Origin of the sequence: Agrobacterium rubi TR3 = NBRC 13261 (assembly GCF_000739935.1) — a bacterium.
In the GTDB taxonomy this organism is placed as follows: domain Bacteria; phylum Pseudomonadota; class Alphaproteobacteria; order Rhizobiales; family Rhizobiaceae; genus Agrobacterium; species Agrobacterium rubi.
This window is the reverse complement of sequence record NZ_BBJU01000004.1, coordinates 1-23,979: the sequence shown is the minus strand read 5'-3', so window position 1 is coordinate 23,979 and position 23,979 is coordinate 1. Positions and strand designations below refer to the sequence as shown.

The following is a 23,979-nucleotide window of genomic DNA, read 5'->3' as shown; positions in this document are numbered from 1 at the left end:
CCCGTCTATAAACTTCTGAAATGTGTGAGACAGACATGGCAGAGACTTCCGATAAGAAACAGCCGCCCCTGAAGGGCATTCGTGTGATCGAGTTGGCGCGCGTGCTGGCCGGTCCCTGGGCCGGTCAGATGCTGGCCGATATGGGTGCTGACGTCATCAAGGTGGAAAGCCCCGAGGGCGGCGACGATACGCGCGCCTGGGGTCCTCCTTTCGTGGAGAGCAAGGATGGCGACAATCTTTCCGCCGCCTATTACCACTCCACCAATCGCGGCAAGCGCTCCATCACAATTGATCTGAAGACCGAGGAAGGTCGCCAGACCGTGCGTCGGCTGGTGAAAACCGCCGATGTCGTGATCGAGAACTTCAAGCGCGGCGGGTTAGAGAAATACGGGCTGGATTACCAGTCGCTGCGGGTGCTGAACCCCAAGCTCATCTATTGCTCCATCACCGGCTTCGGCCAGACCGGCCCTTACGCGGATTTTGCCGGTTACGACTACATCGTTCAGGGCATGTCCGGTTTCATGTCGATCACAGGCGAGCCGGATGGTCAGCCGATGAAGGCAGGCGTTGCGGTTGCCGATATCTTCACCGGCATCTATTCCGTCACCGCCATTCAGGCCGCCCTCATCCACGCCATGCGCACCGGCCAGGGCCAGCATATCGATATGGCACTTCTGGATGTGCAATCCGCCGTGCTGGCCAACCAGAATATGAACTACCTCATTTCCGGCAAGTCACCCGTGCGACTGGGCAATGCCCACCCCAACATCTCGCCTTACGAGGTGGTGCCCACCGCTGACGGCTTCCTCATTCTCGCCGTTGGCAATGACGGCCAATTCCGCCGTCTGTGCAAAATCCTCGGCATCGATGCCATCGCGGACGATGAGCGCTATGCGACCAACAAGGCGCGCGTCGCCCACAAGGTCGAGGTACGGCAGATCGTTTCCACCGAAACACTCAAATGGATGAAGCGCGATCTGCTGACGGCCTGCGAAACCAATGCCGTGCCCGCTGGACCTATCAATTCCATCGAGGAAATGTTTGCCGATCCGCAGGTTCAGGCCCGCGGCCTGCGCGTCGATCTGGAAGCCGCCGATGGCACCGTTATTCCCGGCGTGCGCACCCCCATCGTGCTATCCGAGACACCCTTGCATTATAATCGACCGAGCCCGCGTCTGGGCGAGCATCAGGACGAAGTTCTGGCCGAACTGGCTGATATTGAAAGGACCATTGCGCCATGAAGAGAACCGGCGGACAGTTGATTGTCGAAGCCTTGAAAGCCAATGGCGTGTCGCGCGTCTCCTGCGTGCCGGGCGAAAGCTATCTGGCGGTGCTGGATGCGCTCTACGAAAGCGGCATCGAAACCGTGGTCTGCCGCCAGGAAGGTGGCGCAGCCATGATGGCCGATACCTGGGGACGGCTGACCGGCGAACCCGGCATCTGCATGGTCACACGCGGCCCCGGCGCGACAAACGCTTCTGCAGGACTACACATTGCCATGCAGGATTCCATACCAATGATCCTGTTCATCGGTCAGGTCCAGCGCGACGCGCGTGAGCGTGAGGCCTTTCAGGAGGTCGAATACCGCCGCGCCTTCACGGAATTTGCCAAATGGGTCGGCGAGATCGATGACGCCCGCCGCATCCCCGAATTCGTCACCCGCGCCTTCGCCATCGCCACATCCGGTCGCCCCGGCCCTGTTGTCCTGAGCCTGCCCGAGGATATGCTGGTCGATCTGGTGGATGCACCGGAAGCCAAGCCCTACACGCCGGTCGAAAACCACCCCGGCCCGAAGCAGATGGCAAAATTCGCAGAGCTGCTGGGTAACGCCAAGCGCCCCATGGTCATCGTCGGCGGCACGCGCTGGACGGAAGACAGCGTCGCGAAATTCAAGACATTTGCCGAGACCTTCAAGCTGCCCGTCGGCTGCTCCTTCCGCCGTCAGGCTCTATTCGATCACCTCAGCCCATCCTATGCGGGCGATGTCGGCATCGGCATCAACCCGACGCTGTCGAAGGAAATCAAGGAGGCCGACCTCATCGTTCTCTTGGGCAGCCGCATGTCGGAAATGCCGTCTTCCGGCTATACCCTGCTCGACATCCCCTACCCGTCGCAGACGCTGGTGCACATCTTCCCTGACGCCGAAGAACTTGGCCGCATGTACCGCCCTGATCTCGCCATCTGCGCATCCACCAGCGATTTCGTCGATGCGCTGGAAAGCCTTGAGGCGCCACAGCACCCCGTCTGGGCAGACCGCACAGCCGCCATGCACGAAGCCTATCTGAAATGGTCCACTCCGCCAAAGACCGGCCCCGGCCCGGTACAGATGGGGCCGATCATGGAGTGGATCGAGGCCAATGTGCCTGTTGACGCCGTCTTCACCAACGGTGCCGGCAACTACGCCACATGGCTGCACCGCTTCCATCGCTTCCAGCGTTTCAACACGCAATCGGCCCCCACCTCCGGCTCTATGGGCTACGGCCTGCCAGCCGCAGTCGCCGCCAAGCACCTGTTCCCGGAACGCGAAGTCGTCTGCTTCGCTGGCGATGGCTGCTTCATGATGCACGGCCAGGAATTCATAACCGCCGTGCGCTATGGCCTGCCGATCATCACCGTGCTGGTCAACAACGGCACCTACGGCACCATCCGCATGCATCAGGAACGCGAATATCCCGGTCGCGTCAGCGGCACCGACCTCGTCAACCCGGATTTCGTTGCCTTCGCCAAAGCCTATGGCGGCCACGGTGAACTGGTGGAGAAAACCGAAGATTTCGGCCCGGCATATGAGCGAGCCCGCGCCAGTGGCAGGCCTGCGATTATCGAAGTGAAGCTGGACCCGGAGGCCATTACGCCTGCGCGGACGTTGACGCAGATTCGCGAGCGGACGTAATCTAGCCCTTGCTGTCCTCATTCCTGTGCTTGTCACAGGAATCTAGTCAGCCCAAGTCCTTGGGCTGAAAGGGCTCGTCCGCCGCGCAGACGCGCGGCACTGGATTCCTGTGACAAGCACAGGAATGAGGAAAGATAAATGGCAGAGCAGACACCAGCGGTCATAACCCCACGCAGCGCCACCATAGAACCATCCGCCGGTGCACCCTTCGAAGCCATCCGCGTCGCCCGCGATGTGCTCCACACGTCGCGCACCGCCGGTCTCGCCACGCTCGATCCACACAGCGGTTATCCCTATAACACTGCCACCAACATCGCGGTCGAACCAGATGGCACCCCCTTCTTCTTCACCGCCCGCCTCGCGCTCCACGCCCGCAACATCGAAGCCGACCCGCGCATTTCGCTGGTGCTCGCACCCTTCAACAAGGGCGACGCGCTGACATTGCCGAGGCTGACGCTGGTGGGAAAAGCCGAACTCATCGGCGAGAATGAGGTGCCGCTCGCCAAGACGCGCTACATCGCCCGATATCCAAAAGCCAAGCTCTATCTCGCGCTACCAGACACCCAGCTCTACCGCCTGAACATCGAAGGCGTGCAGATCAATGGCGGCCCTGCCCGCAATGCCAGCAACATCACACCTGCTGATCTGCGCACCGAGCTATCAGGCGCTGAAGACTTCATGACAGCGGCGGAGGCTGAAGCAGTTCGCCTCAATGCGATAAAGGGCGAGGCATCGCGTTTGGCAGCTCTGGCGGGGAGGAAATCCGGTGCCTGGAAAATCACGTCTATCGACCCGGATGGGATCAACCTCGCGTCCGCAGTTGATCTTGCTCGGCTTTGGTTTGACGAACGCGTCGTGGATTTGAATCAACTTTCGAAGGCACTGACTCAACCTCCGAAATTATAGAGGTAAGGGATTCAAAACGAAACAGAATCCCCTTCTTCCTGGACTGACGAAATAGCAAATGAAGGTGGGTGTGGCTTACCCCCCTCTGTCCTGCCGGACACCTTCCCCCTAAAGGGGGGAGATCGGTAAGACACACGCTCCACACTCCGTCCGCAGCCTTTGAAATGGGCGAGAGGCCTCAACGAGTCGATCTCCCCACCTGAGGGGGAGATGCCCGGCAGGACAGAGGGGGGTAAGCCACACCCACACCCACCAACATCAACTCAACACCCACCCCAAACAAAAAAGCCGGCCCAAAAGGACCGGCTTTCTCATCGAAAAATCAAACCACTCAAACAGCAGCTGTCACAATAAACTCGACCTTGTAATCCGGTGTCGCAAGCGCTGCTTCGCTTGTCGCACGGGCTGGTGGGTTTGCCGGGTCGATCCAGGCTTCCCAAACGGCGTTCATTTCGCCGAAGGTGGACATGTCGGAGATGTAGATGATGGTCTGGAGGATCTTGGATTTGTCGGAACCGGCAAGAGCCAGCAGGCGGTCGACTTCGGCAAGGGCAGACTTGCTCTGCTCGGTCACGGATGTGCCTTCACCGACCTGACCTGCGAGGTAGACCGTGTTACCGTGAACGACTGCGCCGCTCATGCGCTTGCCGGGTTCGATACGCTTGATGCTCATGCTGAAACTCCTGTTGGTACTTCGGATAGAAAACGGCGGCTGCGATCAGCCGCGGATATGATGGGTCTTTTCGTAGATCGCCGTGGAGCGCGCGCCGGAGCGGCAGAAGCCGAGCATGGGGCGCTGAAGTTCGTCCAGCGCATCGACCATGCCGGTGACGGCATCGGCATCAACACCGAAGCGTCCAACCGGCACATGCACAACGGCGATGCCGAGTTCTTGGGCTCGCTCTGCGATGTCGGCAAACAGGGGCTGGCCTTCTTCTTCACCATCCGGGCGGTGACACACGATGGATTTGAAGCCGAGCGCCTTGACCTCATCGAGATCGGCAACGCTGATCTGGCCGCTTACGGAATAGTCTTCGTCAATGCGCCTGATATCCATCTTCATGTCCTCCGGTAACGACGGCGATCCGGTTCGTTTCGAACCCGTGCCGTTTCAAAATCCGAACCCGGTGTAAGGGGTTAAATCCGGTGCGTCAATGATACGCCTTTCCAATTGAAAGGCGTTTTAGAGAATGGAAAACCGCAAACCGTAAGAGCGGCTTTCGCCCGGTTTCAGCATGTGAAACTCGCCGGCGGCCTCCAACTCTGCACGATCCACCCAGCGATGCGAGACGGGCTCGATGCCCATGACATGGGCCGGGTCGCTCTGGTTGCGCCACATCTGGAGATAGGGCAGCGTATCGGTGCGGAATGCCACCTTCAACGTGCGCCCGCCGATGGCCGCAATCGGACCCAGCCTCATCTCCGCCCAGCCTTCCTGGCTCTCGCCTGCCGGCACGCAGAAAACGCCGCCCGGCTCTTCGCCGAACCGCCAGCCGAAACCACCGCCATCAAACATCGCGCCAGAGAGTTTTACCCCGTCATCGAACAGCCGCGAACCGACATTCATGTGGTACATCTGGAAAACCGGCCGGGCGCTGTCACTGGTGTTGGTGACCACGTCGCTGAGGCTGACCTCGCCGCTTGCGCCATCGATCCGCCACTCGCGTTCCAGAAGCGCCGTGCCACCATCTGCAAGCTGTACGGGAACCCTTGCCGCCGCCCGCGCATTATCGTCCGAGACCACCCAATCGGTAATCTCGGCTGGGTGCGAGGAAAAAGACCCGTGTAAAGAATATTTTTGTCCATCAGCGCTGTTGGTCATTGGCTCTGGATGGCGAATGTGGTCGGGGCCGCAGGTGAACATAAAGCCTTCGAGAGAGTGGTCGATCCTGGGGTCGCCATCGTCAGGAATGGCCCTGCCCGGCGCGATGTCGATACCGTCTACGATGCAGGAGCCGATATCGAAAACAGAGGTCTCGTCTAGAAAAATCGTGGGGGATTTTCCGGCTTTCAGCGCGCGCATGGACTGTTCCTTCACTCACTCGATGACATGGCGATCACAAAAAAGCGATCGCCGCGTCGTAAAATTAAGATTGCGTTAACTTCGAATTCACCTTTTTCACAATAGGGTCAAGATTAACGTGTGTGTATTGGGCATGAACCCAAGGGATCGCAGAATCGTGAAACTTTTAATTAACGCAATGTTCTCTTTCGCTGTTGCGGCGACCCCTTTGCTTGCGCCCCATCAGGCCCTTGCCCAGCAGCCTATGCTGGTTTCGCCGGATGGCCGTGTCCTTGAGTTCACGCCCGACCGTGGCGATATTGTGATCAGCCGCGACCGGATCGGCCGCACGGTCTATTACGACCGATACGGCAATCTCGTTGCCACCGAAATGCCGAATGGTGCCGTGGCCCCGCGCCGCGAGGCCCCCCAAGACCCGTATTATCCGCAGCAGGATGACAGCTACTACCCGCCAGCGCCGGGGCAGATGCGCGAGCCGCAACCGCAATACGGCGCGCAGGGCAACCCCAACGGTAGTGATTTCAGAGAGTATCGCGGCGATGGCACCGATCCCGATGTCTATACCGGCTCTGTCGCAACCCGCCCTGGCGATGTCGAAAGCGGCCCGCTTGGCGAACCCATGCCCGGCGAAAGCACCACGGCCATCGTGCCGCAGCCAGATCACCTCGTCGAGCGTAACCAGCCGGTCACCGCACCGGTCAACCGCTCACGCCAGGAAATCGTGGCCCTTCAGGTCTTTCTCGACCGCGAAGGCATTTCGCCCGGCGTGATCGACGGCAAGATGGGCGACAACGTCAACAAGGCGATTGCCGCTTGGCAGGATATGACCGGCGAGCGTCTGGACCCTAATAACACCGACGACATTCTGGAGCGCCTGCGCAACACCGGTGGTCTGGCGATCGTCGATTATACGATTACCGCAGCAGACGCCGCAGGTCCTTACGTGGCCTCCATTCCCGATGACTACGCCGAAAAGGCACAGCTTCCGGCCATGGCCTATACCTCGACATCAGAGGCTTTGGCTGAACGCTTCCATATGGACGAGACCTATCTGAAGGAACTCAACCCCGGCGTCGATTTCACCGTGCCCGGCACCATCATCAAGGTCGTCAGCCCCGGCGATACGAAAAAGGGCCAAGTCGCCCGCATCGTTGCCCATAAGGGCATCAAGCAGGTATTTGCCTATGACGAAAGCGGCGTGCTGATTGCCGCCTATCCGGCGACTATTGGCTCCTCCGATACACCGTCGCCATCCGGGACGCACACGGTCGAGCGCATTGCGCTCAATCCGGGCTATACCTATAACCCCAAGATCAACTTCCAGCAGGGCCAGAACAGCCAGATCCTGCAGATTCCGCCCGGCCCCAACGGCCCGGTCGGCACGGTCTGGATTGCGCTTTCCAAGCCCACCTACGGCATTCACGGCACACCGGAGCCATCCAAGATCGGCAAGACCAACAGCCACGGCTGTATCCGCCTGACCAACTGGGATGCGACGGAACTGGCCAAGATGGTCCGGCCGGGCGTGGTTGTGGAGTTCGCGGAATAAGTGGTACACTCCGTCCGTCACCCCGCGCTTGATGTGGGGTTCAGCCGGCGTGCGTCTGCGCGGTATGAAAATTTCTTTCAGCCCAAAGACTTGGGCTGACTGGATCCCGGCTCAAGGCCGGGATGACGGTCGTGGGGTGCAGACCTACCCTCACCCGAGCTTAGGCACCCGCTTCTCACCCCTGCGCTCCGTCAGGAAGAACGCAAAAGCCATGGCGGGCAGCGCAAAACCAAGCCACGAGGCTGCTGCCCATTGGCCCTGCGCATAAGCCCAGCCACCAAGCGCAGAGCCGACAGCTCCACCCATGAAGAACGTTGCCATGAAGATGCCGTTGAGGCGGCTGCGGAACGCCGCACCCAGCGTGAAGATAGCGCGCTGACCCAGCACCAGATTGGTGGTGACTGCAAAATCCAGCACGATGGCCGCAACCACCAACAGCGCCAGCGACAGGTGAGAGCCCTCGGGCGCTATGTGGGTCATGAGGAAGGATGCCATGGCAGCCAGCAGCGCACAGAGAGTCGCTGCCCATGTCCAACCACGATCCGCCATCCGCCCGGCAATGGGTGCCGCAACGGCACCGGCGGCACCGGCCAGCGCAAACAGCGCGATTTCGCTTTGCGCCAAGCGGAAGGCGGGGCCGCTGAGATAGAGCGGCGTCACCGTCCAGAACAGGCTGAAGGCTGAGAACATGCCCGCCTGATAGATTGAACGGCGCTGCAAAAGCCGCGTGTTTACGGCCAGCTTGCCCATAGAGGCCAACAATGTGGTGTACGGCAGCTTCGCATCCGGCATGCGGCGTGGCAGCAGGCGGTAGAGCACGAGCGCCAGCACGGCCATGACACCAGCCGAAATCAGGAAAACACCGCGCCAGGAAACCAATTCCGAGAGAACGCTGGAAACAGGCCGCGCCAGCATGATGCCGATCATCAAGCCGCTCATGATGCTGCCAACGACGCGGCCTCGCGTGGCGTCAGGTGTCATATGCGCCGCCAAGGGCACGATCATCTGCACCGCAACCGAAGCGACCCCGACCAGAAACACGGCGGCGAGAAACTGTGCTGCATGCGGCGCGAGGGCAGCACCGATCAAGGACAGAACCGCCATGATGACGGTGATAATAATCAGCTTCCTGTTTTCGATGAGATCGCCCAACGGCACCACGAACAACAGTCCCAGGCCGTAACCGATCTGCGTCAGCGTCACGATCAAGCCTGTTGCAGCCGCAGACAGCCCAAGTTCTGCGCCGATGGGGCCGGCGAGCGGCTGGGCATAATAGATATTGGCGGCGATCAGCCCGCAGGCCGTGGCCAGCAGAAAAATCATTGCGGAAGAGAGTGTCTCTTCCTGCGCGGCCTCAGCGCCAAGCACCGTAGATGTCATTACCCGTCTCCAAATTAGGAAATACTCATTTCCCAAATACATATAAAAATCAGTCGAAAACCTTCATGGCAACATCGACCACTGAACTCAGTTCCGCTTTCGTCAGGCCCGTCTTGCCAACCACCCGCATGCCGTAAATGATACAGAGCGCCGTCTTCGCCAAAGCGGCTGCATCCTTAGTATTGGATACCGAGCCATCCGCCTGCCCCTCACGCACGAGGCGACCCAGAATGTTTTCGCGGGCATCGATGGCACCACGCACAACGCGCGCCATATCGTCATCCAGCGAAGCGAGATCGGCAGCGGCACCGACGACGAGACACCCCTGCCCGCCCGATGGGCCGACGCAGGCATCCGCATAGAAATTCATGCCCGCCAGCAGCTTTTCTCGCCCGTTCCTGCCGGTCTGAACAGCCGCCTCGAAACGCCGTGATTGCACCAGCTTGTAGCGCTCGACGGCGGCGATGTAGATGTCCTTCTTGTCCTTGAAGGCCTTATAAAGACTGCCCTGCGTCAGTTCCATGGCCTGCGTCAGATCACCCACTGATGTCGCGTGGTAACCGCGTTCCGAAAACACGCCGATGGCCTTGTCGATAGCGAGATCGACATCAAACTCACGCGGGCGGCCGCGCTGGCGTGTGTGGATTAAAGATGGGCTTGGCTGCGTCATGAGCGGCAATATAGGAAACGATCATTTCCAAATCAAGCACAAAATACGCCCGGACCGAATTTGTGCCGGGCGTATGAAAAAGGTTCAGGCGGCTCTGCGGCTGAAAAACTTGAGATCGCGACCGGAGCGAACGACACGTACAGGCATCAGGCGCATCACCTCATTGGCGAAATTGCGCACATTCTCCATGGCCTTATCGACGTTGCTCACCTTTTGACAGTCGAGCGCAGCCAGCGTGCCGCCATAGTCGAAGATGTCGCGGAACGCGGCGCGTTCGGCAATCGGCGTCGCCAGAACGCGGACGTTCTTGGCCGCCAGCAATGCCTTGACCACCAGCATAGAGCGTGTGCTGACCATCGCGTTGACGCGGGTGAGAACAACCGAGTGATCGATCGTGACGCCCATCTTGCGGTTCAGCAATTCGATATGTTCGAGAACCTCGGCAGCCCCGCGCGCATCCATGGCAGAACCTTGGACCGGGATAATGACGTGGTCCGAAATGCCCAGCGCCATCGTCAGCAGCGGGCTTTTGGTGCCCGGCAGATCGATGATGAAACAGTCCGTGCTGGCCTTGTTTTCGCGGATATGGGTTTCCAGCGATGCCATGGTGACATGCGAAATAACCGACAGGTTCTGGACAGTACCGGACATGTCCGACCAGCGCGAAATCCACAATTGCGGATCGGCATCGAGAACGGTGACCCGGTGACCGGTGCGCGCAAGTTCCGTGGCCAGCAGCAGAACCGCAGTCGTCTTGCCCGCGCCGCCCTTGGTGTTTGCAAATGTGATAACTGGCATAGGGCCCCCAATGCAGAGCCTGACTTCATCGCTCTTCAACGCACCGCGACATTCATGGTGCACTGTATATTGTTAACGAAGATGGTTAACGAAATGGAAATAAGCGTTGCGATTTGTTGTATGGCTCCGCTCGCGGTCTCAAGTTCAGCCCTTTGAAAAATCCGGCAGAGCTTGGAGACAAGCGTCGCCGTTCACGCCGCGCAGATGCGCCCGTGGTTTGCTGAAGCCCTTGAGAACACACGCAAATGCGGCAGTGTTTCAGGTATGGTCGTCGTCGGTACCGCATTTGCGTGGTCTCGAGTCTTACGAATTCTCAGGCCGGGCGTTGAATGCACCGGCCTGAGTTCAGTCTTCCGATGTACCTTTCCTCTTTCCATGTCCGAAAACCGTTTACGGAATTTCGAACATTTCATCAGTCAGGCCATCGGTCGTCGCATTTGATGATCACCCGCACGTCTACGGCCAATCACCAACCTCCGCCTGCCCCGACAGTGTCTCGCGAAAACACTCCAGCCGCGAAAGTGTGGAGATTGTAGGCATGGGGTTGGTGGCCATGGAGAAAAAAATTTGACTTTTTTTGGGATGGGAGATTGGTGGGTGAGCCGCATATTCCGCCCTCATGCATCATCCTGAGCCTGTCGAAGGAGAGGTGCTTGGCCGAAGGACAAAGCCTCGAAGCATCCGCTGCTCGCTCTGCCCTAAGCCCGCAACCCTCGTCCTTCGAGGCCCCTTTGGGGCACCTCAGGATGAGGGTTGCTGCGTTGCGGCCTGTCTCCGCCTACTTCAAAGTGAGATATTGCGTTGCGTCTAAAGCACCCTGCCCCTTCACAGCAGGTAGGGCACAATCACGTCAATCAAAAGCACTCCAGAAACAACGCCTTCGTATTCTCTGCCGTCATTTCCACCGGATTACCCCCGCAACTCGGATCCTTGATGGCCTCTGCGACAAGCTCATCCACACGGTCCGGCTTGATACCCATGGCCGTGAGGCTATCAGGCACGCCAAGCTCCTTACGCAACTCCAGCACATAATCATAAAACCCATCAAACCCGCCTTCGATGCCGAGATAAGCAGCGGCTCGGGCAATCTTGTCTTCGATAACAGGGCGGTTGAAGCGCAGGACAGCGGGCATGACGACGGCGTTGGTCATGCCGTGGTGGGTGTTGTAGACGGCGCCGATGGGGTGCGAGAGCGAGTGGATGGCGCCCAGCCCCTTCTGGAAGGCAACGGCACCCATGGCAGCGGCGGCCATCATGTTGGAGCGGGCTTCGATATCCGTGCCGTCCTTATAAGCGCGCGGCAGATATTCCTTGACCAGCCGCAGGCCTTCGAGCGCGATGCCCTGACTCATGGGGTGGTAGAAGGGCGAGGAATAGGCTTCCAGGCAATGGGCGAAGGCATCCATGCCGGTGCCTGCGGTGATGGCCTTGGGCATGCCGACCGTCAATTCAGGATCGCAGATGACCACGCCGGGCAGGAATTTCGGGTGGAAGATGATCTTCTTCACATGCGTCTGCGAGTTGGTGATGACGCTGGCACGTCCGACTTCCGAGCCGGTGCCCGCCGTGGTCGGCACAGCCACGATGGGCGCGATGCCATCGGAGTTGGCGCGGGTCCACCAGTCACCGATATCCTCGAAATCCCAGACGGGGCGCGTCTGGCCTGCCATGAAGGCGACGGCCTTGCCGAGATCAAGACCGGAGCCACCGCCAAAGGCAACGATGCCATCATGGCCGCCATCCTTGAAGGCTTTCACGCCCGCTTCGAGATTGGTCTCGTTGGGGTTCGGGTCCACGTCCGCAAAGATGGCGCGGCCAAGGCCTGCCTCTTCCAGAATATCCAGCGCGTGGCTGGTGATCGCCATATTGGCGAGGCCTCTGTCGGTCACCAGCAGCGGCTTCTTGATGCCGAGCGTTTTGCAGGCATCCGCCAATTCCTTGATGCGGCCGCGCCCCATCTTGATCGGGGTTGGATAGCTCCAGTTTGCGACGATGTTCATTTCGTGACTTTCTTCAGATGGTAGGATTTTGGACGTGTCAGGTTCTGGAAGCCTATGACCGACAGCGAGCCGCCGCGACCGGTATCCTTGACGCCGGTCCAGCACAGAGCGGGATCGAGATAATCGGCGCGGTTCATGAAGACGGTGCCGGTTTCGATCTCACGACCGATGCGCCCTGCCCGCTCAGCATCCTGCGTCCACAGTGATGCGGTGAGGCCGTATTTGCTGTCATTCATCAGGCGGATGGCCTCGTCGTCGTTCTTGACCTTCATGATGCCGACGGCGGGACCGAAGGTTTCCTCGGTCATGAATTCCATGGAGTGATCGACATCGATGAGGATTTGCGGTGCGACATAGGCGCTTTCGCCATCATCTGCGGCAAACTGCTTGGGATCGACCAGCGCCTTCGCACCCTTGGACACGGCATCGGCCACCTGCTTACGCACGACTTTAGCGAAGCGCTTGTTGGCCATGGGGCCAAGTGACGTCTCCTGCTCCAGCGGGTTGCCCAGCTTGTAATTGGACACCCATGCAACAGACTTCTCGACGAAAGCGTCGAACAGCGATTCGTTGACGTAGACGCGCTCGATACCGCAGCAGCATTGGCCGGAATTGAAGGTCGCGCCGTCCATCAGCGTATCGACCGCCGCATCCAGATCGGCATCTTCCATCACATAGCCGGGGTCCTTGCCGCCAAGCTCAAGACCAAGGCCGGTGAAGGTTCCGGCAGCGGCCCGCTCGATGGCACGACCGCCTTCGACGGAGCCGGTGAAATTGACGAAGTTGAACAGGCTCTCGGCAATCAGCGCCGATGTTGTCTGGTGGTCGAGGAAGAGGTTGATGAATACATCCTCCGGCACGCCCGCTTCCACGAAGGCCCGCACCATGCGCTCACCCACCAGCAGCGTCTGCGCGGCGTGTTTGATGACGACCGTGTTACCCGCCATCAAGGCAGGCGCGATGGTGTTGATGGCCGTCATGTAAGGGTAGTTCCACGGCGCGATGACGAAGACGACGCCGTGGGCTTCGCGCTCGATACGGCGTTCGAAATTGCCGCTTTCCTCGATGACGAGAGGTGCAAGAGCATCGGCTGCAATGGAGGCGACGTAGTTGGAGCGTTCGTTGAAGCCCTTGAACTCACCGCCATAGCGAACCGGGCGGCCCATCATATGGGCCAGTTCAGGCACCACCTCGTCCACCATCTCGTTCAGCCGGGCCACACCTTTCAGCACCAGTTGAACGCGATCTTCCAAGGGGCGGCGCGCCCAGGATTTTTGCGCGGCGCGCACTTTCGATACGGCAGCCCGTGCCGCGTCCAGCGACATCGCCTCGCGCTCGGCAAAAACCGAACCGTCAATCGGCGAGATATTCTGGATCATGACCATGATGGTTTTCCTATGATTTGTTATGCCCGTTCAAAACCGCGCGCGACTTCCCAATCGGTCACGCGGCGGTCGTATTCTTCCTGCTCCCATTTTGCGGCGCGAACATAGTGGTCGATCACATCATCACCGAAAGCGCTGCGCAGCATCTTGGAAGTGTTAAGGTGATCCGTCGCGTCCCGCAATGTCTTGGGTATCTCGCGGATGTCCTTGCCACCATAAGCGTCGCCTTCGAACTGCGGCTCAAGTTCCATCTTGTTTTCGATGCCGTCAATGCCTGCTGCAAGCAGGGCTGCCATTGCAAGATGCGGGTTGATATCCGACCCGCCGACCCGGCATTCGATGCGGATGCCCTTGCTGCCCTCGCCGCATAGGCGGTAGCCCGCCGTGCGGTTGTCCGTACTCCAGACAGCCTTGGTCGGCGCGAAGGTGCCTGCCATATAGCGCTTGTAGGAGTTGATATAGGGCGCCAGGAAATAGGTCGTCTCACTGGCGTGGGCGAGAAGCCCTGCCACGTAATGGCGCATCATGTCGGACATGCCGTGGTCAGCATTCTTGTCGAGAAACATAGGCGTCTTGCCATCCACACTCCAAAGCGATTGGTGGATGTGCGAGGAGCTTCCCGCCGCATCGTAGTTCCACTTGGCAAGGAAGGTCACGGCCTTGCCCTTGGACCATGCGATTTCCTTGCAGGCATTTTTGATGATCGCATGGCGGTCGGCCATGGTGAGCGCATCGGCGTAGCGGACGTTGAGTTCGACCTGACCTGCGGATGCCTCGCCCTTGCTGTTTTCGATAGGGATGCCAGCGGCTTGCAGGTTGTTTCTGATGGCGCGCATCACCTCTTCTTCTTTGGTCGTCTGGAAGATGTGGTAGTCCTCGTTATAAGGGCTGGCGAGATTGAGATCGCGGTAGCCACTGGCGCGGGCGGTCTCGAAACTCTGATCGAACAGGAAGAATTCCAGCTCGGTGGCCATAAAGGCTTTCAGGCCCATGGCTTCCAGACGTGCGACCTGCTTCTTCAGAAGCGCGCGCGGCGAGTGGGCGACTTCGGCGTGGGTGTGATGGTCGTAGGCATCACACAGAACAAGCGCTGTGCCTTCCAGCCACGGCACCCGCTTCAGTGTCGAGAGATCGGGCTTCAGCGTATAATCGCCGTAGCCCTTGTCCCAGCCGGTAGATTTGTAACCGGGAACGGTTTCCATCTCCATGTCGGTGGCCAGCAGGTAGTTGCAGCTGTGGGTTTCCTCATAGGCGCTTTCGACGAAAAATTCCGCCTGAAAGCGTTTGCCCATCAGACGACCCTGCATATCCACGAGGCATGCCAGAACGGTATCGATGCGCCCTTCGGCCACGTCTTTTTTCAGCTCGTCGAATGTGTAGGTGGTCGTCATGATCGTTTCGTTCCCTTTGTTTTATGGGGCGACCGTTGCCGGTCGCCCTGTTTATCGGTCAAGCCTTGGAGGCCGCCGCATTGAGTGCGGCCTGCTTGTGCTCCAGCGCAAATTCCTCTTCCGGCGACAGGATGAGGCGGTGACGGCCAACCAGCGCGAAATAGGCGATGGCGACGGCAAACCACAGCGCCACCCAGATCACGCCCTTGGTGAAGTTCGGGTCCTGCACCTGATAGAGCAAGGTTATGACAGCGATGATAATGGTCAAGACAGCACCGGGAATGCCGAGCGGCGAACGGAAGGGCCGTTCGATATCCGGCAGGTTACGGCGCAGCATGATGAAGGAGATGGCCTGCATGATGTAGGAGAACATCGCGCCGAACACAGCCATATTGAGCAGCACGCTGCCGATAATGCTGCCGCCTTCGGTGGCACCCAGTGCGAACCAGATGGTCATCATCACAGCAAGACCGACGATGGCACCCGTCAACATCGCGACATGCGGTGTCTTGAACTTGGGGTGGGTGACGGAAAGTGCTGTCGGGAAATAGCCCGCACGCGACAGCGAATAGATCTGGCGACCCTGCGCATAGAGGATCGTGTGGAAGCTGGCGATGAGGCCTGTGAGTGCCACAAAGCCCAAGAGAACAACGCCACCATCACCATAGACAGCCTTGAAACCATCCAGCAGCGGCTCCAGCGAGGAACCGAGATGGAAGGCGCCGATGCCGGGAAGCGAGGGGTTGAGCAGCACGATCATGAAGGCGGAAATCATCAGCGTGATGATGCCGAGAATGATGCCCTTGGGCATATCGCGCTTGGGATCTACCGATTCTTCGGCAGCCAGCGGCAATTGTTCGATGGCGAGGAACAGCCAGACAGCAAAGGGCAGTGTAGCAAGAACGCCGGAGAAACCGAAGGGGAAGAACGAGCCGTTGCCTTCTGGCAGTTCGACCGCTGCACCATCCGGCCCGACGCCGATGTTCAGTGCCCAGCGGGAGAAGTCCATATTGGGGATGGCGCTGACCCAGAAGAAGACGAGAACACCGAGCGAAATCAGCGTGATGACCAACGTTACCTTGAAGGATAGTTCAAGACCGAAGACGTTGAGCGCCAGAAAGATGACGTAGAACAGCACCCAGAGGAGCGGTGAATAGACCGGATCGAGCCCCAGAATGGAGTTCACATAGGCCGTGATGAAGGTGACGATGACGGCGGGGGTGAGGACGTATTCGACGTTCTCGCACAGGCCGGTGATGAAGCCGCCCCATGGCCCCATGGCCGTGCGCGCAAAGGAATAGGCCGCGCCCGTATGTGGCAGCGCCGGGCTCATTTCCGCAATCGAGAATGTCAGCCCCAGATACATGACGGCAATGATCATGCCCGCAACCAGCATGCCGCCCCAGCCGCCGGTGGCGAAGCCGAAGTTCCAGCCGGAAAAATGGCCTGAAATAACCGCGCCGACGCCCAGCGCCCAGAGCGACCAGACACCCGCATAGCGCGAGAGTCCTCTTTTTTCGAAGTAGGATGCGTCGGCCTTCTTATAGCTGACGCCTGATGATGAATTGTCCATGCCGTTCTCTCCTGATCAAGAAAAACAGGCCGTCAGCCAGAATGGCCGATTTTGCCCCAGTCTCGGCGCGATAGGAAAACCCGATCACGCCATGCACATCTGCTGTTCCCACGTTGCACCCCGGACCTGTCAGGCCTTCTTTGGATATGCAACGGCATTCCTGCCCGGCGGGGCAATTCCCGCCAAAGCGAATTCAGGGGCTGTGAGCGGCAATTGCCTTTGTCAAAAGCTCACTCAGAAAACCGGCAGCAGCCCGCTGCCCCTCCTCATTCTGGATCAGGTCATTTCGGACCTCGATCATAACGTTCAACAGCCCATTGGGCAGCGCATGGAGGCGCAGCGTGTGCGTCACACCATCCTCGGGGCCATAGGGTTCGTTGCGCTCGACCCGGAAATTTTTGTCCTCCACATGGTCCAACATGGCATCCACCAGCCGCGCATCCGTATCGTGCAGAAGGCCGATTTCGACCTCACGGCGCTTGCCGTGATAGACGGGCGTGAAGCTGTGCATGGTCACCAGAACCGTCTCGAGTCCCGCCTCTCGTTTGCTGGCGATGAGATCGCTTACGCGGGTCTGAAACGGGATGTAGAGCGCTGCCGTGCGGGCAAAACGCTCTGCTTCACTCAAATCCGCATTGCCGGGAATGTCGTAAATCTCGCTGGTAACAGGCATGGCCGAAGGCGATTCCGGCGGGCGGTTGCAATCGTAGATCAGCCGGGAATAGTTCTGGTAGATGACGGTGGCGTCGAGACTGGCTGACAAAAGACGGGTCACCGCGAGAGCACCGGGGTCCCAGGCGATATGACTTGTGCGCACATCTTCGCTGAGGCCAAGGGTGCCGAAGCGGGCGGGCAGCGTGTGAGAGGCGTGTTCGCAGACGAGCAGCACCCGGCCCTTGCCGAGCGGGTTTTCCACGACAACGGGCTCAGCCTCGTCGCTTGTGAAAAACTGTGCTTGCACCGTCATGGTGTACCCCGCTGTCAACATCACTGCCCCCCGACAGTTAGAAAAGAATTCTTCACACACGCCAAAGTGTCAAATGGTTTTTGAAATTTTCTCTTCATTTTTTCGATTGACTCCTTTTGCCCTCCGTATCTTAATCAGCGCTAACAGACCGGCGAAAAGCTCGGCTAGGGGAAAAATTTGCACAGTTCGGCCGCGACCGTTTCGGACGTTATCCAGGCTCAGTACGAGACCCTGACGCGTGCCGAAAAGCGCCTTGCGGAAAGTCTTCTCGGCAATTACCCGGTCTCGGGGCTGGGCAGTATCACGATAGTCGCCGAAAATGCCGGGGTCTCGACGCCGACGGTGGCGCGCATGGTGCAAAAGCTCGGTTTCAAAGGGTATGCAGAGTTTCAGGGAAGGCTGCATCAGGAACTGGAAGCGACGATTTCCAACCCCATTGCCAAGCATGACCGCTGGGCCAGCAACGCACCGGGCCTGCATATTCTCAACCGCTTCGCCGATGCCATCACCGGAAACCTGCGCGATACGCTGAGCGATCTCGATACCGCATCCTTCGACAATGCCGCCACCCTTCTGGCAGATAGAAAACGCAGCATCTACTTCGTCGGCGGGCGCATCACCGGGGCGATTGCCGAATATTTCTTCACGCACATGCAGGTCATCCGGCCAAAGACGGCGCTGATGTCTTCCAATTCCAGTTCATGGCCGCAATATATGCTGAACATGAACGCGGGCGACGTTCTGGTGATCTTCGATATCCGTCGTTACGAGCAGGACATGGTGACGCTGGCGCAGGTGGCGCACGACAACAATGTTCGCATTCTGCTGTTCACCGACCAGTGGACATCCCCCGTCTCGCGCTTTGCCGAACATACGTTTCGCGTACGCATCGAAGCGCCATCCGCATGGGACAGCTCGGTGGTGACGCTGTTCGTGGTGGAGGCGCTGATCGAGGCGGTGCAAAGCAATGGCTGGGATGAAACCCGTCAGCGGATGAATTCGCTGGAAGGCCTGTTCGAGCAGACCCGCCTTTTTCGAAAGCCGGGAAAAGAGGAGAACTGAAGAAAGCGTCTACCAGCGAACGAATGGCGCAACACGAATTTTTTATGTCGTTTCTCAAATATCATGGCGACGACAGGGCGCAATGATGGCAAGAAAACGGCAGGGACCATGATGAGGGCGGGAGACCGCCTGAAAAATCCGTCACATAACATTCATGCAACCCACGTACAGCGTCGTCAGACGCATCAGACACCAGAGGAGAACTAACCGTGATCTCGCACAGCCGCCGACTGCTATCGCTCACCACCGCAATGGTCATCGCATCCACTGCGATTGCTTCTGCCGCACCGAGCGAAGAACTCATCGCTGCCGCCAAGAAGGAAGGCATGCTGACGACTATCGCCCTGCCCCACGACTGGTGCGGTTACGGCGACGTCATCGCCTCCTTCAAGGCAAAATATCCTGAAATCCAGGTCAACGAGCTGAACCCTGACGCCGGTTCTGCCGACGAAGTGGAAGCCGTGAAGGCCAACAAGGACAACAAGGGTCCGCAGGCTCCTGACGTGATCGACGTCGGTCTCGCATTCGGCCCACAGATGAAGAAGGAAGGCCTTCTCCAGCCTTACAAGGTTTCCACCTGGGACGAAATTCCTGACAATGTGAAGGACGCCGAAGGCTACTGGTATGGCGATTATTACGGCGTCATGTCCATCTTCGTGAACAAGGACCTCGTCACCAATTCTCCAAAGGACTGGGCCGATCTGCTGAAGCCGGAATATGCCGGTCAGGTTGCTCTGGCCGGTGACCCACGCGCCTCCAACCAGGCTATTCTGGGTGTTCTCGCCGCCGGTCTTTCCACCGGTGCGAAGGACGGCAAGGAAGCCGGTGAAGCTGGCCTGAAATACTTCGCCGACCTCAACAAGGCTGGCAACTTCGTGCCTGTCATCGGCAAGGCCGGTACGCTAGCACAGGGCGCAACACCGATCGTCGTTGCATGGGACTATAACGCCCTTTCCTGGGCCAAGACGCTGAACGGCAACCCGCCGACGGAAGTCGTCGTTCCTGAAAAGGGCGTTCTGGCGGGTGTTTACGTGCAGGGCATCTCTGCCTATGCACCGCATCCAAACGCTGCCAAGCTATGGATGGAGCATCTCTATTCCGACGACGGTCAGCTTGGCTGGTTAAAGGGCTTCTGCCACCCGATCCGCTTCAACGCGATGGCAAAGGCAAACAAGATTCCGAAGGATCTTCTGGACGCCCTGCCACCGGCAGCAGCCTATGAAAAGGCCATCTTCCCGACACTCGAAGACGTCGATGCCAACAAGGCTGCCGTCACTGGCGGTTGGGACAAGGTAGTCGGCGCCAACGTGAAGTAACGAACGAAACAGCCGCCCTTATCTTTTTGAAGGCTGAGGCTTTTCAAAAGCAGGGGCGGCTGATTTTATAAGACATAAAGACCGCGATGATCGCGGCGTTTGGGAACATCATATGTCATCAAACACCCATGGCGCGCCACCGCGACCAGCAGCTGGGCGCCGCCTGAAGCTGGAATGGTTGGGCGTTCTGCCATTTGCAATTTTCATTCTTCTTTTTTTGATCATGCCAACGATGAAGATCGTCATTGGCGCATTTCAGACGCCCGATGGCAGTTTTACGTTTGAAAACATCGCTGGCCTGTTCACCCAATCCATTCTCTCGGCCTACTGGATTTCCATCAAGATCAGCGTTGCATCCGCCGCACTCGGCTGTCTGATCGGCTTTGGCGTCGCGACCGCCGTTGTTCTCGGTGGCTTGCCACAGAAAATTCGCGCGCCGCTTCTGACCTTTTCCGGCGTCGCCTCGCAATTTGCAGGCGTACCGCTCGCCTTCGCCTTTATCGCCACGCTTGGCCCTGTCGGCCTCGTCACCGTGTTTCTGAAAACGCAGCTCGGGCTCGATCTGCGCCTGCTCGGCTTCAACATTCTGTCCTTCTGGGGCCTGACGGTCACCTATCTGTTTTTCCAGATACCCCTCATGATCCTCATCATTACGCCAGCACTGGATGGCCTGAAGCGCGAATGGCGCGAGGCAGCGGAAATTCTGGGTGCCAGCGGCTTTCAATATTGGCGCATGGTGGCCTTCCCCATTCTGCTGCCCTCCATTCTCGGCACATTCTCGCTGCTGTTCGCCAATGCCTTCGGGGCCGTTGCGACTGCGATTGCGCTCACCGGCTCCTCGCTCAACATCGTGCCGATCCTGCTGTTTGCGCAAATCCGCGGTGACGTGTTGGGCAATCCCAACCTTGGTTATGCGCTGGCCTTCGGCATGATCCTTGTGACCTGCATTGCCAACATGCTCTATATCTGGATGCGCACGCGCAGCGAGAGGTGGCTGAAATGAAGCGGATTTTCGCCTGGGGCGCGCTGCTGTTCGGCCTGCTCTATTTTGCCCTGCCGCTGATCGGAATGACCAACTTCTCACTGAAAATGCGGCGCGGTGAATATTCCTTCGATGCCTATGGCAAGGTTCTCAGCGACCCGCGCTTTCAGGAGACGTTCACCTTCTCCATCGTGATGGCACTGTGCACCATTATTTTCGGCATCCTGCTGGTCGTTCCCACAGCCTATTGGGTGCGGCTGAAACTGCCGGCCCTTCGCCCGGTCATCGAGTTCATCACGCTTCTGCCGCTGGTCATTCCGGCCATCGTCATCGTGTTCGGTTATATCAGGCTCTACAACACCTCCAGCTGGTTGCCGCTGACGGGAACGACATCAGGCACCAATCTGCTTCTGGTGTTCGGTTACACGACGCTCGCCCTGCCCTATATGTACCGCGCCGTCGATACCGGGTTGCGCACCATCGACATCACCACACTGACGGAGGCCGCACAAAGCCTCGGTGCGGGATGGACGACGATTCTCGCCCGCATCATTTTGCCGAACGTGCTGGTTGCGGTGCTATCGGGTGCGTTTCTCACCTTTGCCATCGTCATCGGTGAATTCACCATGGCAGCGCTGCTGAACCGCCCGGCCTTCGGCCCATACATGCAGTTGCTGGGTGCCAACCGCGCCTATGAGCCTGCTGCGCTGGCCGTCATTTCGTTCGGCATCACCTGGGGCTGCCTGGGTCTGATCCAACTCGTCTCGCGCTATCAAAAAGGCGCGCCTCCCAAGGCCTGAGGACTTATTTTATGAGCTTTTTGACACTGCACAACATCAGAAAATCCTTCGGTCAGGTTCAGGTCGTCCATGATTTCAACATGGCGATCGAACAGGGCGAATTCGTTTCCTTCCTCGGACCATCCGGCTGCGGCAAGACCACCATTTTGCGCATGATCGCCGGTTTCGAAACGCCGAGCGAAGGCTCCATCGTCATCAACGGCAAGGACCAGACGACGCTGAAACCCAACCAGCGCAATATCGGCATGGTGTTTCAGGCCTATGCGCTGTTTCCCAACATGAATGTCTACGAAAACGTCGCCTTCGGCCTCAAGATCGCGGGCAAGCCGAAGGCGGAAATCAATGCGCGGGTGAAGGAAATGCTGGCGCTGATCCATCTGGATCATCTGGCCGACCGCTATCCCTACCAGATGTCCGGCGGGCAGCAGCAGCGCGTGGCTCTGGCGCGTGCGCTGGCCCCCAAGCCGCAGGTTTTGCTGCTGGACGAACCGCTCTCCGCACTCGACGCCAAAATCCGCGTTTCGCTGCGCGAAGAAATCCGTCAGATCCAGCGCAAGCTCGGCATCACCACCATTTTCGTGACGCACGATCAGGAAGAAGCGCTCTCCATCTCCGACCGCATCGTGGTGATGAATGCAGGACGCGCCGACCAGATCGGTTCGCCCTTCGAGATTTACAACAGCCCCTCTACCCGCTTCGTCGCCTCCTTCGTCGGCACGCTGAACCTCATCGACGCGACGGTCGTGGATTCGTCCGCCAACACCATCCAGATCGGCGACCAGCAGGTTTCGTTGAAGAAGCCACTGAACAAAGCCAACGGCGAAAAGGTAACCGTGGCGCTGCGGCCCGAGGCCGGTTCTCTGGGTGAGGCCAATGTCGGGGACGTCGCGATATCGGGCACGGTGACCTCCAGCCACTTCCTCGGCTCGGTCATTCGTACGCGTCTGGATGTCGGCGGCGCCACGCTCTCCTTCGACATGTTCAACGACCCCGGCACCGCACCACCGGCCATTGGTGAGCGCATCACGCTGAAATTTGCATCAGAAGATTTGATGATTGTAGCAGACTGACGCACTGTTTCCGACTGAGAGATCGGGCTAGAAAAAGCCATCTCAGGAGAGCCATTATGCGCGCATTATTCTACGAACGCTTCGGCGAAACGCCTATCATCGCCAACCTGCCGGACCCGGAACCGACGCCGGGCGGCGTGGTGATCTCGGTCAAGGCAACCGGCCTGTGCCGCAGTGACTGGCACGGCTGGATGGGCCACGACAGCGACATCCGCCTGCCGCATGTGCCGGGCCATGAATTTGCGGGCGTCATTTCCGCCGTCGGCAAAAACGTCATGCGCTTCAAGGTGGGTGATCGCGTGACCGTGCCCTTCGTGTCCGGCTGCGGCCATTGCCAGGAATGCCGCTCCGGCAACCAGCAGGTCTGCGAAACGCAGTTCCAGCCGGGCTTCACCCATTGGGGCTCCTACGCCGAATATGTCGCTATCGATTACGCCGACCAGAACCTCGTGCATATGCCCGACGAGATGGGCTACGACACCGCCGCCAGCCTCGGCTGCCGCTTCGCGACCTCCTTCCGCGCCGTGGTCGATCAGGGTCGGCTGAAGGGCGGCGAATGGCTGGCCGTGCATGGCTGCGGCGGCGTGGGCCTCTCCGCTATCATGATCGGTGCGGGCTTGGGCGCGCAGGTCGTCGCCATCGACATCGCCGAGGACAAGCTGGCGCTGGCGAAAGAGCTGGGCGCCACCGCCACGATCAACAGCCGCGAGGTTTCGGATGTGAGCGAAGCCGTACGCGACATCACCGGCGGCGGTGCCCATGTTTCCGTTGACGCACTCGGCCACCCGCAGACCTGCTGCAACTCCATCACCAACCTGCGCCGTCGCGGCCGCCATGTGCAGGTGGGCCTGATGCTGGCAGATCATTCCATGCCGCAGATACCGATGGCGCGGGTGATTGCCCATGAGCTGGAAATCTATGGCAGCCACGGCATGCAGGCCTGGCGTTATGACGATATGCTGGCGATGATCAACTCCGGCAAGCTCTCGCCGGAAAAGTTGATCGGTCGGCATATTACGTTGTCGGATGCGGTAACGGCACTGCCTGCGATGGATACGTTCAGGGATAGCGGGATCAGTATTATTGATCGGTTTGAGTAGGTGAATGGGCGGCAGTGGGTGTGGCTAGCCCCCCTCTGCCCTGCCGGGCATCTCCCCCACAGGTGGGGAGATCGACTCGTGGATACCTCTCGCTCATCTCTAGGGCTGCGGATAAGG

At 59.1% G+C, this 23,979-nt stretch carries 21 protein-coding genes; 10 read left to right on the top strand and 11 right to left on the bottom strand.

The genetic code is table 11. The features are described 5' to 3' along the window. Window positions 1–35 precede the first annotated feature (35 nt). The 3 genes from caiB (at window position 36) to RRU01S_RS03135 (ending at window position 3,796) form a co-directional block, all read left to right on the top strand. Window positions 36–1,241, top strand: coding sequence for a succinate--glutarate CoA-transferase (gene caiB / locus RRU01S_RS03145; RefSeq protein WP_045228806.1), 1,206 nt, complete (start codon window positions 36–38; stop codon window positions 1,239–1,241). Next, on the top strand, window positions 1,238–2,890 hold the full coding sequence (locus tag RRU01S_RS03140; RefSeq protein WP_045228805.1) for a thiamine pyrophosphate-binding protein: 1,653 nt from the start codon (window positions 1,238–1,240) through the stop codon (window positions 2,888–2,890). Before caiB ends, RRU01S_RS03140 begins: the two co-directional genes overlap by 4 nt. A gap of 138 nt (window positions 2,891–3,028) precedes the next feature. Next, window positions 3,029–3,796 carry a HugZ family pyridoxamine 5'-phosphate oxidase gene (locus tag RRU01S_RS03135; protein WP_045228804.1) on the top strand — a complete coding sequence of 256 codons (768 nt, stop codon included), beginning with the start codon at window positions 3,029–3,031 and terminating at the stop codon, window positions 3,794–3,796. Window positions 3,797–4,127: 331 nt separating this feature from the next. Here the strand turns inward: RRU01S_RS03135 and RRU01S_RS03130 are convergent, their stop codons facing one another. The 3 genes from RRU01S_RS03130 to RRU01S_RS03120 all read right to left on the bottom strand — a co-directional run bounded on the left by RRU01S_RS03130 (window position 4,128) and on the right by RRU01S_RS03120 (window position 5,819). Further along, window positions 4,128–4,469 carry a RidA family protein gene (locus tag RRU01S_RS03130; protein WP_045228803.1) on the bottom strand — a complete coding sequence of 114 codons (342 nt, stop codon included), beginning with the start codon at window positions 4,467–4,469 and terminating at the stop codon, window positions 4,128–4,130. Window positions 4,470–4,514: 45 nt separating this feature from the next. Further along, window positions 4,515–4,853, bottom strand: a complete 339-nt coding sequence (locus RRU01S_RS03125; RefSeq protein ID WP_045228948.1) for a protein tyrosine phosphatase family protein — start codon at window positions 4,851–4,853, stop codon at window positions 4,515–4,517. A gap of 126 nt (window positions 4,854–4,979) precedes the next feature. After that, a complete protein-coding gene (locus tag RRU01S_RS03120) occupies window positions 4,980–5,819 on the bottom strand; it encodes a DUF4432 family protein (protein WP_045228947.1) in 840 nt (279 codons plus the stop codon). Window positions 5,820–5,997: 178 nt separating this feature from the next. Here RRU01S_RS03120 and RRU01S_RS03115 point away from each other — a divergent pair, with 178 nt between their 5' ends. After that, window positions 5,998–7,368: a L,D-transpeptidase gene (locus tag RRU01S_RS03115; protein ID WP_108722550.1), complete on the top strand. Its 1,371-nt coding sequence runs from the start codon at window positions 5,998–6,000 to the stop codon at window positions 7,366–7,368. Between the two features lie 150 nt (window positions 7,369–7,518). Here the strand turns inward: RRU01S_RS03115 and RRU01S_RS03110 are convergent, their stop codons facing one another. From RRU01S_RS03110 to RRU01S_RS03075, 8 genes are all read right to left on the bottom strand, one after another. Beyond that, entirely contained in the window at window positions 7,519–8,748 is a 1,230-nt protein-coding gene (locus RRU01S_RS03110; RefSeq protein WP_045228802.1) for an MFS transporter, read from the bottom strand. A 49-nt stretch (window positions 8,749–8,797) separates the two neighbouring features. After that, on the bottom strand, window positions 8,798–9,418 hold the full coding sequence (locus tag RRU01S_RS03105) for a TetR/AcrR family transcriptional regulator (RefSeq protein WP_045228801.1): 621 nt from the start codon (window positions 9,416–9,418) through the stop codon (window positions 8,798–8,800). Window positions 9,419–9,502: 84 nt separating this feature from the next. Then, window positions 9,503–10,216 (bottom strand): AAA family ATPase, encoded by a 714-nt coding sequence (locus RRU01S_RS03100; RefSeq protein ID WP_045228800.1) that lies wholly within the window; start codon window positions 10,214–10,216, stop codon window positions 9,503–9,505. A gap of 854 nt (window positions 10,217–11,070) precedes the next feature. After that, window positions 11,071–12,216, bottom strand: coding sequence for an iron-containing alcohol dehydrogenase (locus tag RRU01S_RS03095; protein WP_045228799.1), 1,146 nt, complete (start codon window positions 12,214–12,216; stop codon window positions 11,071–11,073). After that, window positions 12,213–13,601: an aldehyde dehydrogenase family protein gene (locus RRU01S_RS03090; RefSeq protein WP_045228798.1), complete on the bottom strand. Its 1,389-nt coding sequence runs from the start codon at window positions 13,599–13,601 to the stop codon at window positions 12,213–12,215. The genes RRU01S_RS03095 and RRU01S_RS03090 overlap by 4 nt, the downstream gene beginning before the upstream one ends. 20 nt (window positions 13,602–13,621) lie before the next feature. Beyond that, on the bottom strand, window positions 13,622–14,992 hold the full coding sequence (locus tag RRU01S_RS03085; RefSeq protein ID WP_045228797.1) for a glutamine synthetase family protein: 1,371 nt from the start codon (window positions 14,990–14,992) through the stop codon (window positions 13,622–13,624). Window positions 14,993–15,050: 58 nt separating this feature from the next. Next, a complete protein-coding gene (locus tag RRU01S_RS03080; protein WP_045228796.1) occupies window positions 15,051–16,565 on the bottom strand; it encodes an amino acid permease in 1,515 nt (504 codons plus the stop codon). Window positions 16,566–16,758: 193 nt separating this feature from the next. Continuing rightward, entirely contained in the window at window positions 16,759–17,532 is a 774-nt protein-coding gene (locus tag RRU01S_RS03075; protein ID WP_045228945.1) for an N-formylglutamate amidohydrolase, read from the bottom strand. 177 nt (window positions 17,533–17,709) lie between these two features. On the opposite strand from RRU01S_RS03075, the gene RRU01S_RS03070 reads away from it, so the two are divergent. From RRU01S_RS03070 to RRU01S_RS03045, 6 genes are all read left to right on the top strand, one after another. Beyond that, a complete protein-coding gene (locus RRU01S_RS03070) occupies window positions 17,710–18,594 on the top strand; it encodes a MurR/RpiR family transcriptional regulator (protein WP_045228795.1) in 885 nt (294 codons plus the stop codon). A gap of 209 nt (window positions 18,595–18,803) precedes the next feature. Next, window positions 18,804–19,910, top strand: a complete 1,107-nt coding sequence (locus RRU01S_RS03065; protein WP_045228794.1) for an ABC transporter substrate-binding protein — start codon at window positions 18,804–18,806, stop codon at window positions 19,908–19,910. Between the two features lie 112 nt (window positions 19,911–20,022). Then, window positions 20,023–20,913: an ABC transporter permease gene (locus RRU01S_RS03060; RefSeq protein WP_045228793.1), complete on the top strand. Its 891-nt coding sequence runs from the start codon at window positions 20,023–20,025 to the stop codon at window positions 20,911–20,913. After that, a complete protein-coding gene (locus tag RRU01S_RS03055) occupies window positions 20,910–21,692 on the top strand; it encodes an ABC transporter permease (protein ID WP_045228792.1) in 783 nt (260 codons plus the stop codon). The genes RRU01S_RS03060 and RRU01S_RS03055 overlap by 4 nt, the downstream gene beginning before the upstream one ends. A gap of 11 nt (window positions 21,693–21,703) precedes the next feature. Continuing rightward, entirely contained in the window at window positions 21,704–22,762 is a 1,059-nt protein-coding gene (locus RRU01S_RS03050; RefSeq protein ID WP_045228791.1) for an ABC transporter ATP-binding protein, read from the top strand. A 56-nt stretch (window positions 22,763–22,818) separates the two neighbouring features. Further along, window positions 22,819–23,862, top strand: coding sequence for a zinc-dependent alcohol dehydrogenase family protein (locus RRU01S_RS03045; protein ID WP_045228790.1), 1,044 nt, complete (start codon window positions 22,819–22,821; stop codon window positions 23,860–23,862). Window positions 23,863–23,979: the final 117 nt, after the last annotated feature.

What these genes read in the sequence shown, in the direction of transcription:
- caiB (WP_045228806.1), top strand. Translation starts at nt 36, where the DNA reads ATGGCAGAGACTTCCGATAAGAAACAGCCGCCCCTGAAGGGCATTCGT.
- RRU01S_RS03140 (WP_045228805.1), top strand. Translation starts at nt 1,238, where the DNA reads ATGAAGAGAACCGGCGGACAGTTGATTGTCGAAGCCTTGAAAGCCAAT.
- RRU01S_RS03135 (WP_045228804.1), top strand. Translation starts at nt 3,029, where the DNA reads ATGGCAGAGCAGACACCAGCGGTCATAACCCCACGCAGCGCCACCATA.
- RRU01S_RS03130 (WP_045228803.1), bottom strand. Translation starts at nt 4,469, where the DNA reads ATGAGCATCAAGCGTATCGAACCCGGCAAGCGCATGAGCGGCGCAGTC.
- RRU01S_RS03125 (WP_045228948.1), bottom strand. Translation starts at nt 4,853, where the DNA reads ATGGATATCAGGCGCATTGACGAAGACTATTCCGTAAGCGGCCAGATC.
- RRU01S_RS03120 (WP_045228947.1), bottom strand. Translation starts at nt 5,819, where the DNA reads ATGCGCGCGCTGAAAGCCGGAAAATCCCCCACGATTTTTCTAGACGAG.
- RRU01S_RS03115 (WP_108722550.1), top strand. Translation starts at nt 5,998, where the DNA reads ATGTTCTCTTTCGCTGTTGCGGCGACCCCTTTGCTTGCGCCCCATCAG.
- RRU01S_RS03110 (WP_045228802.1), bottom strand. Translation starts at nt 8,748, where the DNA reads ATGACATCTACGGTGCTTGGCGCTGAGGCCGCGCAGGAAGAGACACTC.
- RRU01S_RS03105 (WP_045228801.1), bottom strand. Translation starts at nt 9,418, where the DNA reads ATGACGCAGCCAAGCCCATCTTTAATCCACACACGCCAGCGCGGCCGC.
- RRU01S_RS03100 (WP_045228800.1), bottom strand. Translation starts at nt 10,216, where the DNA reads ATGCCAGTTATCACATTTGCAAACACCAAGGGCGGCGCGGGCAAGACG.
- RRU01S_RS03095 (WP_045228799.1), bottom strand. Translation starts at nt 12,216, where the DNA reads ATGAACATCGTCGCAAACTGGAGCTATCCAACCCCGATCAAGATGGGG.
- RRU01S_RS03090 (WP_045228798.1), bottom strand. Translation starts at nt 13,601, where the DNA reads ATGGTCATGATCCAGAATATCTCGCCGATTGACGGTTCGGTTTTTGCC.
- RRU01S_RS03085 (WP_045228797.1), bottom strand. Translation starts at nt 14,992, where the DNA reads ATGACGACCACCTACACATTCGACGAGCTGAAAAAAGACGTGGCCGAA.
- RRU01S_RS03080 (WP_045228796.1), bottom strand. Translation starts at nt 16,565, where the DNA reads ATGGACAATTCATCATCAGGCGTCAGCTATAAGAAGGCCGACGCATCC.
- RRU01S_RS03075 (WP_045228945.1), bottom strand. Translation starts at nt 17,532, where the DNA reads ATGACGGTGCAAGCACAGTTTTTCACAAGCGACGAGGCTGAGCCCGTT.
- RRU01S_RS03060 (WP_045228793.1), top strand. Translation starts at nt 20,023, where the DNA reads ATGTCATCAAACACCCATGGCGCGCCACCGCGACCAGCAGCTGGGCGC.
- RRU01S_RS03055 (WP_045228792.1), top strand. Translation starts at nt 20,910, where the DNA reads ATGAAGCGGATTTTCGCCTGGGGCGCGCTGCTGTTCGGCCTGCTCTAT.
- RRU01S_RS03050 (WP_045228791.1), top strand. Translation starts at nt 21,704, where the DNA reads ATGAGCTTTTTGACACTGCACAACATCAGAAAATCCTTCGGTCAGGTT.
- RRU01S_RS03045 (WP_045228790.1), top strand. Translation starts at nt 22,819, where the DNA reads ATGCGCGCATTATTCTACGAACGCTTCGGCGAAACGCCTATCATCGCC.